A 9628-nucleotide genomic window follows, 5' to 3' on the forward strand; every position below is an offset into this window, starting at 1 on the left:
ATCTTCGACCCCCTTCCGGGGGTCGAAGATCCGTTCGTCGGGGGTTTCACCCCGACACCCCACCAAAGGGCCACGCCCTTTGGAAACCTGATCTGCTGACGCTCCGGCCCTCAGCTGGCGATCACCAACTCCACCCGGTCGGCGGCGAACAGGGTGCGGTTCGCCTGGATCGGCACGCCCGCGGGGTCGACGTTGACGCTCGACACCGCCAGCACCACCCGCCCCGGCGCGATATCGAGCCGCCCCGCCTCCTGGGCGTCGGCCGGGCGGGCGCGGATGCGCGTCGAGAGCCGGGTGTAATCGTGGACGCCGCAGGCCGCGAGCGCCCGGGTGATCGAGCCCCGCTCGGCATAGGCCTCGGCGAAGCCGGCGAAGCGCGGCAGCGGCAGCCAGGTCAGCGCGGTGGAGAGCGGCGCGTCGTCCGCCCGGTGGACAGTCAGCAATTCCAGCACCGGCGCACCGGGTGCGATGGCCAGCGCCACCGCCTGCTCGGGCGCGGCCGCCACGGTGGCCGACGCGATGAGATCGCCCCAGGCCTCCCGGCCGGCCCCGGCGACGATCTCCGAGAAGCGGGTGCGCGGCCCGATCGGGTAGGCCAGCGGCGCCTCCTCCACGAAGGTGCCCCGGCCCTGGCTGGCGCGCACGAGGCCGCCCTCGGCCAGCGCCGCGAGCGCCCGGCGGACGGTGTGCCGGTTCACCGCGAAGCGCGCCGCGAGCGCCGCCTCGGTGGGGAGCTGCTGGCCGGGCTCGTAAAGCCCCGCCGCGATGTCGGTCGTGAGGGTGTCGGCGATCTGCCGCCACGCCGTCAGCCCTTCGCCCCGGACGAGGCCGGGCGCCTGTGCCTCTGCATCCATCCTGTCATCCAAACTTCATTTGTCCGGCGGGCGCCAGTTGTCTATAGATCTATACAACGAGGCGACGGAGGGATTCGCGATGACCCCCAACCCAGCGGGACCCGAGCCCGGTCCCGGAATCGCGGCCCGGCAGGCCGTGATGGCGCTCTGCGCCGATGCGAGTCGGAGCGAACTCGAAGCCGCCCTGGCGCGCCTCGATGCCCCGCTATCCGAGGATCTGCGCCCGCCCGAGACCGGCCTCGTGATGGCCACCGGCCGGATCGGCGGCGACGGGCGCCCGTTCAATCTCGGCGAGGTCAGCGTCACCCGGGCCGCGATCCGTCTGGCGGATGGGCCGACCGGCTTCGCCTACCACCTCGGGCGCGACCGGACGAAGGCGCGCCTCGCCGCGATCCTCGATGCCCTCTGGCAGGACCCGGCGCAGCGTGACCGCGTCGAGGCGGCCCTGGCGGAGGCCGCCACCCGGGCGGAGGCGGAGCGCCGACAGGCGGCGCGGCGGACCGCCGCCACCCGGGTCGAGTTCCTGACCGTCGCCCGCGGGGAGGATTGAGCATGCTCGCACCCGGTTTCGCCGATCCGGTGCACGACGCGCAGGCCACGTTCCGCGCCGTGATGGATGCCCTCGCCCGGCCGGGTCTGCCCCGGCCGCTGACTCCGGGCCTGACCCCGCCCGCGCCGCTGACGCCGGAACTCGCCGCCGTCGCGCTCACCCTGACCGACGCCGACACGCCGGTCTGGCTCGATGCCGGCCTCGCGGCGGCGCCCGCGGTCGCCGCCTATCTGCGCTTCCACACCGGCGCGCCCCTCACGGAGGATCCGGCCGAGGCCGCCTTCGCGCTGATCAGCGATCCGGCCCGCTGCCCGCCCCTCGGTGCCTTTGCCCCCGGTACGCCGGCCTATCCCGACACGTCCACGACCCTGGTGTTCGCCCTCGAGACGATCACCGCGGGGGAGGGGCTGTGCCTCACCGGGCCCGGCATCCGCGGCACCGCCCGCGTCGCGCTGGCGCCGCTGCCGGAGGGCTTCGTCGCCCAGCTCGCCGAGAACCGTGCGGGCTTTCCCCTCGGCGTCGACCTGATCCTGACCGCCCCCGGCCGCGTCGCCGGGCTGCCGCGCTCCACCGTCGTGACGGAGGCCTGACCCATGTACGTGGCCGTGAAGGGCGGCGAGGCCGCCATCGACAACGCCCACCAGCTCCTCGCCGAGGCGCGCCGGGGTGACCCATCCGTACCGGAGCTGTCCGTGGCGCAGATCCGCGAGCAGATGGCGCTTCTGGTCGATCGGGTGATGATCGAGGGCTCGCTCTACGACCCCGACCTCGCGGCGCTCGCCCTCAAGCAGGCCCGCGGTGATGTGGTCGAGGCGGTGTTCCTCGTGCGCGCCTACCGGACGACGCTGCCGCGCTTCGGCGCCTCCGTGCCGCTCGAGACCGGTGCCATGACGGTGGCCCGCCGGGTCTCGGCGACCTTCAAGGACCTGCCGGGCGGGCAGGTGCTCGGGCCGACCTTCGACTACACGCACCGGCTGATCGATTTCACGCTGGCGGCCGAGGGCGCCACCGCCCCCGCCGCCGAGGCCGAGCCCCATGCCGATGCCGCGACCTGTCCGCGGGTCACCGATCTGCTCGCCCAGGACGGGCTGATCGAGGCCTCGCCGCCGGACGAGGGCGCTCCCGTGGGCGACCTGACCCGCGAGCCGGTGGATTACCCCGCCGACCGGGCGCTGCGCCTCCAGGCGCTCGCCCGGGGCGACGAGGGTTTCGTGCTCGGCCTCGGCTACTCGACCCAGCGCGGCTACGGGCGCACCCACCCGTTCGTCGGCGAGATCCGGGTCGGCGAGGTGGCCGTGGAGTTCGTGCCCGAGGAGTTGGGCTTCGCGGTGCCGCTCGGCCGGGTGCGGCTCACCGAGTGCCAGATGGTCAACCAGTTCAAGGGTACGGGGGCGGCGCCGCCTCAGTTCACCCGGGGCTACGGGCTGAGCTTCGGCCAGAGCGAGCGCAAGGCCATGGCGATGGCGCTGGTCGACCGGGCGTTGCGCGCCGAGGAACTCGGCGAGCCGGTGACGAGCCCGGCCCAGGATCAGGAATTCGTCCTGGCCCATTGCGACAGCCTCCAGGCGACCGGCTTCGTCGAGCACCTGAAGCTGCCCCACTATGTCGACTTCCAGGCCGAGCTGGAACTGGTTCGCCGGCTACGCACCGAGTTCGAGCGGAAGTCGGACTCCGTCGAGATGCAGGAGGCCGCGGAATGAGCGCGACAGCGATGCCCGAGCCATCGGGCCATTTCCCCTCCCCCTTGAGGGGAGGGGTCAGGGGTGGGGCAGAAGGCACCGCCGAGTTCAATCCTGCACCACCCCCACCTCCGGCTCCTCCCCGCAAGGGGGAGGAGAGTGACGTTGGCGCGTCCGGCTACAACTTCGCCTATCTCGACGAGGGCACGAAGCGGATGATCCGCCGGGCGATCCTGAAGGGGATCGCGGTGCCGGGCTATCAGGTGCCCTTCGCCTCCCGTGAGATGCCGATGCCCTACGGCTGGGGCACCGGCGGCGTGCAGGTCACCGCCGCGATCCTCGGCCGGTCGGACGTGCTCAAGGTCATCGACCAGGGCGCCGACGACACCACCAACGCGGTCTCGATCCGTCGCTTCTTCGCCAAGACCTCCGGCGTCGCCACCACCACCCGCACAACCGAGGCGACGGTCATCCAGACCCGCCACCGCATCCCCGAGACCCCGCTCACCGAGGGCCAGACCCTGGTCTATCAGGTGCCGATCCCCGAGCCCCTGCGCTACCTCGAACCGCGCGAGACCGAGACCCGCCAGCTCCACGCGCTCGCCGAATACGGCGCCATGCACGTGAAGCTCTACGAGGACATCAGCCGGCACGGGCACATCGCCACCACCTACGCCTACCCGGTCGAGGTGGCCGGCCGCTACGTGATGGACCCGTCGCCGACGCCGAAATTCGACAATCCCAAGATGGACGATTGCCCCGCCCTCCAGCTGTTCGGCGCGGGCCGCGAGCGGCGGATCTACGCGGTGCCGCCCTATACCCGGGTGCGCAGCCTCGATTTCGAGGACCACCCGTTCCGGGTGCAGGAATTCACGCACCCCTGTGCGCTGTGCGGCGCCGAGGGCGTCTATCTCGACGAGGTGCTGCTCGACGATGCCGGAAAGCGGATGTTCGTCTGCTCGGACACCGACCATTGTGAGGGGCGCCGCGCGGACGGCCATGTCGGCACGGGGGACGCGATATGATCGGCCTCACGGTCCGCCGGGCCGGGAAGCCCGACCTCCCAACCGTCCTCGACCTCTACGGCGAGCTGAACAGCGGGCGGGTGGCGACCCTGGAGCAGGCCGAGGCGCTGCTCGACCGGCTCGAGACGGCCTATCCCGATTACGGGCTCTACGTGGCCGAGGCCGGTGGCGCGATCGTCGGCACCTTCTGCCTCATCATCCTCGACAACATCGCCCATTGGGGCATGCCCTCGGCGCTGGTCGAGAGCGTCGTGGTTGCGTCCGGCCATCGCGGCGGCGGTCTCGGCCGGGCGATGATGCAGGAGGCGTTCCGCCTCGCCCAGGCGCGGGGCTGCTACAAGCTCGCCCTGTCGTCGAACGTCGACGCCAAGCCGGCGCATGTCTTCTACGAGCGCCTCGGCTTCGAGCGCTACGGCTACAGCTTCCGGCTCGATCCCCCGTTCCTGCCCGGCGCCGAAGAGGTGACCCGATGACCGAAAACCTGATCGAGGTCCGCGGCCTGACCAAGCGCTACGGGAACCGCCTCGCCTGCGCCGACGTGTCGTTCGACCTCGTCCCCGGCGAGGTGCTGGCGATCGTGGGCGAATCGGGCTCCGGCAAGTCGACGCTGCTCTCCCTGATCGCCACCGAGCTGGCGCCGGATTCCGGGACCGTCTCCTACCGGATGCGGGATGGCGTGCTGCGCGACCTCGCCGGGCTGAGCGAGGCCCAGCGCCGGGCGCTGATGCGCACGGACTGGGGCTTCGTCCGCCAGGACGCCACGAAGGGCCTGCGCATGGCGGTCTCGGCCGGCGGCAATGTCGGCGAGCGGCTGATGGGGCTCGGCGAGCGCCATTACGGCCGGATCCGCGCACAGGCCATCGACTGGCTCGGCCGGGTGGAGATCGATGCCGGACGGGTCGACGACCCGCCGAGCCAGTTCTCGGGCGGCATGCGCCAGCGCCTGCAGATCGCCCGCAACCTCGTCACGGGCCCGCGCCTCGTGCTGATGGACGAGCCGACCTCCGGCCTCGACGTCTCGGTCCAGGCCCGGCTCCTCGACCTGATCCGGCGGCTCTCGGCGGAGCTCGGGCTCGCGGTGATCATCGTGACCCACGACCTCGCGGTGGCGCGGCTGCTGTCGCACCGGATCGCCGTGATGCGGGCCGGCCGCGTCATCGAGACCGGCCTGACCGACCGGGTGCTCGACGATCCCGAGCACGCCTACACCCAGCTCCTCGTCTCCTCGGTGCTCGCCGCATGAATGCGCTCCTCACCTTCCAGGACGTCGCCAAGAGCTTCACCCTGCACCTGCGCGGCGGGGTGGTGCTGCCGGTGGTGGGCGATGTCAGTTTTTCCGTCGGACCCGGCGAATGCGTCGTGCTCGGCGGACCGTCCGGAGCCGGCAAATCCTCGCTCCTCAAGATGGCCTACGGCAATTACCGCTGCGACGGGGGCACGATCCTGGTCCGCGACGGCGAAGCCGTGGTGGACGTGGTGTGGGCCGATCCGCGGGTGATGCTGGGGCTGCGGGCGCGGGTGATCGCCTATGTGTCGCAATTCCTGCGGGTGATCCCGCGGGTCTCGGCCCTCGACGTGGTCGAGGCGGCGGGCCGCGAGGGCGGTCTCGACCCAGCGGCGGCGCGTGCGCGCGGAAAAGATCTGCTCGACCGGCTCAACCTGCCGGAGCGGCTCTGGAGCCTGCCGCCCGCGACCTTCTCGGGCGGCGAGCAGCAGCGGGTCAACATCGCCCGGGGCCTGATCGCCGATCGGCCGCTGCTGCTCCTCGACGAGCCGACTGCCTCCCTCGACGCGCAGAACCGCGCCGTGGTGGCCGAACTGGTCCGGGAGAAGCTGAACGGTGGCGCCGGCGTGCTCGGCATCTTCCACGACAGCGAGATGCGCGATGCTGTGGCGACCCGGGTGGTCGACGTCACCCATTTCGCGCCGCGAGCCCGGGCAGCCTGAGGATCGACACGATGGACGATTTCATCATCGAGAACGCGACCCTGGTCCTGCCCGACCGGGTCCAGCACGGCTGGCTCGCGGTGTCGGATGGGGCGATCGCCGAGATCGGCGAGGGACGCCCGCCCGCCCGCGGCCGCGATTTCGGCGGCGATCACCTGATCCCCGGCCTGATCGAGCTGCACACCGATCACCTTGAGAGCCACTATGCACCGCGCCCGAAGGTCCGCTGGCACCCGCTCGGCGCGGTCCTGGCCTACGACGCGCAGATCACCGCCTCGGGCATCACCACGGTGTTCGATTCGCTGCGCGCCGGTAGCGATCCGGACGGCAGCGGCCTCGGCTCGGAGCTGGACCAGCTCGCGGGTGCCATCGCCACGGCCCGGTCCCAGGACCTGTTCCGGGCCGAGCACTTCACGCATCTGCGCTGCGAACTGCCCTCCCTGGACGTGCTCGACACGGTGGCGAATTTCGCGGCCCGCTATGCCGTCGGCCTGATCTCGCTGATGGACCACACGCCTGGCCAGCGGCAGTTCCGCGACATGGACAAGTACTACACCTACGCGACCCGCGGCGGCCGGCCCATGGAGGAGATCCGCGCCAACACCGAGCGCAAGATCCGCGACGGGCGCGCGCTCAATGCGAAGAACCGCCCGGCCCTCGTCCACTTCGCCCGCGAGATGAACATCCCGCTCGCGAGCCACGACGACACCACCCTGGCGGATGTCGAACTCGCGGTCGGGGAGGGCGTGCGGCTCGCCGAATTCCCCACCACCCTGGAGGCGGCCGAGGCCGCACATGGCCAGGGCCTCACCGTGATGATGGGTGCGCCGAACCTGATCCGCGGCGGCTCGCATTCGGGCAACGTCGCCGCCCTGGCGCTGGCCGAGGCGGGCCATCTCGACATCCTGTCCTCGGATTACGTGCCGGCAAGCCTGCTGATGGCGGCCTTCCTGCTGCCCGAGCAGGCGCCCGCCATCACCCTGCCGGAGGCGCTCGCGACCGTAACGGCGAACCCGGCCCGCGCCACCGGCCTGACCGACCGGGGTGCCCTGGTGCCGGGCCTGCGGGCCGACCTCGTCCGGGTGCAACTCGCCGAGGGCGTGCCGGTGGTCCGTGAAGTCTGGCGCACCGGCCGGCGGGTGTCCTGATGGCGGGCTGCCTCGTCCTGGTGGTCGGTCCGAGCGGCGCCGGCAAAGACACGCTGATCCGGCTGGCGCGGGAGGCCTTGGCGGGGGATCCCCGCTACGTGTTCCCGCGCCGCCTCGTGACGCGTCCCCCCTCGGCGGACGAGGACAATGACGAGATCGACGCGGCCGCCTTCGCGGAGGGCTGCGCGGCGGGCCGCTTCACCCTGCACTGGCGCGCCCACGGTCTCGGCTACGCCATCCCGGCGGAGGCCGGCCGTCTGGCGGCGGCGGGCCATGTGGTGGTCTGTAACGTGTCCCGGCGCGTCGTGGCTCAGGCCCGCGCCGCCGGACTGCCTGTGAGCGTCGTTGAGATCACGGCGCCGCCCGAGATCCTGATGCAGCGTTTGGCCGCAAGGGGTCGGGCGGAGGACGGCGACCTCGCCGTGCGGCTGGCCCGGGCGGTGCCGGTCGCGGCGGATGTTCGAATCCTCAACGTCGGGGCGCCGGAGGCCGGCGCCGAGCGGCTGGTGGTGCATCTGCGCGCCTGCTGAGCGCGGCATGCCCGGGGCATCCGTCGGGGCGGGTGCCTGACGCGCGCCCTTCCCGGCCCGGTGGAGCGAAGCGGAACCGGATCCGGGATTCAGCACAAAACGCCGCGTCGGCGGCTCAGGTCGATCCGGATCGACGCTTCGCGATGTCGTGTGCTGGCTCCCGGGTCGCAATCCGCTCGCGCTGCATGCACCCGGGAAAGCGTTGGTGCTTCACGCGACGTGCCGCACCGTCATGAAAAAGGGCGCGGGCCGGATCCGGCACGCGCCCCTCGAAACCGCCCGGGACCATTGGCCCGGGCCTTAGGCAAAGACTAGAAGCCGCCGAACTTATAGTTGAAGCCAGCGCGGACGATGCTGCCCTCGGTGCGGAAGCGCGAGATGTAGGAGCCGGTGCCGACGCCCGGGATGGCGGCGACCAGCACGCTCTGGCTGCCGAGATCGTAGTGCAGGTACTCGGCCTTCACCGTGATGGCGTCGTACTTGATGCCGAGGTAGCGGCCGAGCGCGAAGGTGTTCAGGAAGCTGTCGGTGGGCAGCGCGAACTCGATGCCGCCGCCATACGCGAAGCCGGTCTTGAAGTCGTCGTAGCGGCCGGCGAACTGCAGGGCGCCGCCCGGGGTGTAGAAGTTGGCATCGTGGAACACGTTGCCGTAGGCGAGACCGCCCATCCCGTAGACCAGGACCCGGTCGAACGCGTAGCCGGCGCGGCCCGTGAGGGTGCCGAGCCAGTCGAGGCTCTGGCGGAACTGGCTGAGGTTCGGCGGGCCGCCGGCGACGTTACCGGTGCCGAGCACGACCCGGTTCTTGGTGATGTCGGTCCAGTCGATGCTGTTGGCGATGCCGACCACGATGCCGGAGCCCGGCGTGAACTGGTAGTTGTAGCCGGCGGTGCCGCCGATATTGGCGAAGCCGTCCTGCGAGGTCGAGGTCAGGGCCGGGCGGCGGCCGAGCGCTACGTTGGCGGCGTTACCCGGCAGGACGCCCGCGGTGGTGATGCGCTCGCGGTCGGTGAAGGTGTAGGCCGACTCGAGACCGGCGTAGAAGCCCGTCCAGGTGAAGACCGGCACCGGCGTGAAGACCGGCGGCGGCGCGGCGCGGCGCGGCAGGTCGGCGGCCGAGGCGGCCGTCGCCATCAGGGCCGTGGCGGCGCTGGCGAGGAGGAGCTTCTTCATCATGATGGCGGGATCCAAGCTTGTGCGTTGTTGAGCGCAGTTAAGCTCGGCGGCACAATTCCCGCTATGCCTCCGATGCCACACTGTGGCTCGAAAGTGTCCAGTCGATTTCTGGAGATTGATAAAACGCCGTTCAAGACGCGGCAGCGCGGCTTGACAGTTGGTGCGGCCGCAGGGCCCCGCCGCGTGCCGGACCTTGATCCAAGCCGGCCGACCCTCTAAGCGGACCGCGTTTTGCGCCCCTGTCCGAGTTCGGGGCGGCCGATCAGGATCCGGGGCCCCGCGTGGTCCCGCCGCAGGAATGGGAATCATGGGCAAGGAAAAGTTCTCCCGCACCAAGCCGCACTGCAACATCGGGACGATCGGCCACGTCGATCACGGCAAGACGTCTTTGACGGCGGCGATCACGAAGGTGCTGGCTGAGACGGGCGGCGGGACGTTCACGGCCTACGACGAGATCGACAAGGCGCCTGAGGAGCAGTCGCGCGGGATAACGATCTCGACGGCGCACGTCGAGTACGAGACGCAGAACCGGCACTACGCGAACGTGGACTGCCCCGGCCACGCCGACTACGTGAAGAACATCTGCGCGTTCGGCTCGGCTACCACCGGACAGGACGGCGACAAGGGCGGCGGATTAAGTTGGCCCGTTCCACGGACCGAACTCCTTCTGTTCATGCGCGATGGCACGGGTAGGGACCATCATCGCGACAAGGGCAACGA

General features: G+C 71.2%; 12 protein-coding genes. 10 read left to right on the plus strand and 2 right to left on the minus strand.

Features of this window, described 5'->3' with window-relative positions; all coding sequences use genetic code 11:
- Positions 1-110 precede the first annotated feature (110 nt).
- Positions 111-854, minus strand: coding sequence for a phosphonate metabolism transcriptional regulator PhnF (gene phnF, locus MKK88_RS05510; RefSeq protein WP_243997667.1), 744 nt, complete (start codon positions 852-854; stop codon positions 111-113).
- Between the two features lie 79 nt (positions 855-933).
- Between phnF and phnG the strand changes: the two genes are divergently transcribed.
- From phnG to phnN, 9 genes are all read left to right on the plus strand, one after another.
- Positions 934-1404 carry a phosphonate C-P lyase system protein PhnG gene (phnG, locus tag MKK88_RS05515; RefSeq protein WP_243997669.1) on the plus strand — a complete coding sequence of 157 codons (471 nt, stop codon included), beginning with the start codon at positions 934-936 and terminating at the stop codon, positions 1402-1404.
- A gap of 2 nt (positions 1405-1406) precedes the next feature.
- Positions 1407-1994 carry a phosphonate C-P lyase system protein PhnH gene (gene phnH, locus MKK88_RS05520; protein WP_243997671.1) on the plus strand — a complete coding sequence of 196 codons (588 nt, stop codon included), beginning with the start codon at positions 1407-1409 and terminating at the stop codon, positions 1992-1994.
- A gap of 3 nt (positions 1995-1997) precedes the next feature.
- A complete protein-coding gene (locus MKK88_RS05525; protein ID WP_243997673.1) occupies positions 1998-3104 on the plus strand; it encodes a carbon-phosphorus lyase complex subunit PhnI in 1107 nt (368 codons plus the stop codon).
- Between the two features lie 194 nt (positions 3105-3298).
- Positions 3299-4108: an alpha-D-ribose 1-methylphosphonate 5-phosphate C-P-lyase PhnJ gene (locus tag MKK88_RS05530; protein WP_243997690.1), complete on the plus strand. Its 810-nt coding sequence runs from the start codon at positions 3299-3301 to the stop codon at positions 4106-4108.
- Positions 4105-4581, plus strand: a complete 477-nt coding sequence (locus MKK88_RS05535; protein WP_243997675.1) for a GNAT family N-acetyltransferase — start codon at positions 4105-4107, stop codon at positions 4579-4581. Before MKK88_RS05530 ends, MKK88_RS05535 begins: the two co-directional genes overlap by 4 nt.
- Positions 4578-5351, plus strand: a complete 774-nt coding sequence (phnK, locus tag MKK88_RS05540) for a phosphonate C-P lyase system protein PhnK (RefSeq protein ID WP_243997677.1) — start codon at positions 4578-4580, stop codon at positions 5349-5351. The genes MKK88_RS05535 and phnK overlap by 4 nt, the downstream gene beginning before the upstream one ends.
- Positions 5348-6055 carry a phosphonate C-P lyase system protein PhnL gene (phnL, locus tag MKK88_RS05545; RefSeq protein ID WP_243997679.1) on the plus strand — a complete coding sequence of 236 codons (708 nt, stop codon included), beginning with the start codon at positions 5348-5350 and terminating at the stop codon, positions 6053-6055. Before phnK ends, phnL begins: the two co-directional genes overlap by 4 nt.
- 11 nt (positions 6056-6066) lie before the next feature.
- The gene (locus tag MKK88_RS05550; protein ID WP_243997681.1) at positions 6067-7203 is read left to right on the plus strand and encodes an alpha-D-ribose 1-methylphosphonate 5-triphosphate diphosphatase; all 1137 of its coding nucleotides are present in this window, start codon (positions 6067-6069) and stop codon (positions 7201-7203) included.
- A complete protein-coding gene (gene phnN / locus MKK88_RS05555) occupies positions 7203-7733 on the plus strand; it encodes a phosphonate metabolism protein/1,5-bisphosphokinase (PRPP-forming) PhnN (protein WP_243997683.1) in 531 nt (176 codons plus the stop codon). Before MKK88_RS05550 ends, phnN begins: the two co-directional genes overlap by 1 nt.
- A 311-nt stretch (positions 7734-8044) precedes the next feature.
- Here the strand turns inward: phnN and MKK88_RS05560 are convergent, their stop codons facing one another.
- Entirely contained in the window at positions 8045-8908 is an 864-nt protein-coding gene (locus tag MKK88_RS05560) for an outer membrane protein (RefSeq protein ID WP_243997685.1), read from the minus strand.
- 307 nt (positions 8909-9215) lie between these two features.
- Between MKK88_RS05560 and MKK88_RS05565 the strand changes: the two genes are divergently transcribed.
- A partial coding sequence (locus tag MKK88_RS05565) for a GTP-binding protein (RefSeq protein WP_243997687.1) occupies positions 9216-9628 on the plus strand: 413 nt, incomplete at its 3' end.

It is taken from the genome of Methylobacterium sp. E-005 (genome assembly GCF_022829725.1).
Taxonomy (GTDB): Bacteria; Pseudomonadota; Alphaproteobacteria; order Rhizobiales; family Beijerinckiaceae; genus Methylobacterium.

Coding starts and splice junctions, on each gene's coding strand:
- phnF (WP_243997667.1), bottom strand. CDS start 854: ATGGATGCAGAGGCACAGGCGCCCGGCCTCGTCCGGGGCGAAGGGCTG.
- phnG (WP_243997669.1), top strand. CDS start 934: ATGACCCCCAACCCAGCGGGACCCGAGCCCGGTCCCGGAATCGCGGCC.
- phnH (WP_243997671.1), top strand. CDS start 1,407: ATGCTCGCACCCGGTTTCGCCGATCCGGTGCACGACGCGCAGGCCACG.
- MKK88_RS05525 (WP_243997673.1), top strand. CDS start 1,998: ATGTACGTGGCCGTGAAGGGCGGCGAGGCCGCCATCGACAACGCCCAC.
- MKK88_RS05530 (WP_243997690.1), top strand. CDS start 3,299: ATGATCCGCCGGGCGATCCTGAAGGGGATCGCGGTGCCGGGCTATCAG.
- MKK88_RS05535 (WP_243997675.1), top strand. CDS start 4,105: ATGATCGGCCTCACGGTCCGCCGGGCCGGGAAGCCCGACCTCCCAACC.
- phnK (WP_243997677.1), top strand. CDS start 4,578: ATGACCGAAAACCTGATCGAGGTCCGCGGCCTGACCAAGCGCTACGGG.
- phnL (WP_243997679.1), top strand. CDS start 5,348: ATGAATGCGCTCCTCACCTTCCAGGACGTCGCCAAGAGCTTCACCCTG.
- MKK88_RS05550 (WP_243997681.1), top strand. CDS start 6,067: ATGGACGATTTCATCATCGAGAACGCGACCCTGGTCCTGCCCGACCGG.
- phnN (WP_243997683.1), top strand. CDS start 7,203: ATGGCGGGCTGCCTCGTCCTGGTGGTCGGTCCGAGCGGCGCCGGCAAA.
- MKK88_RS05560 (WP_243997685.1), bottom strand. CDS start 8,908: ATGATGAAGAAGCTCCTCCTCGCCAGCGCCGCCACGGCCCTGATGGCG.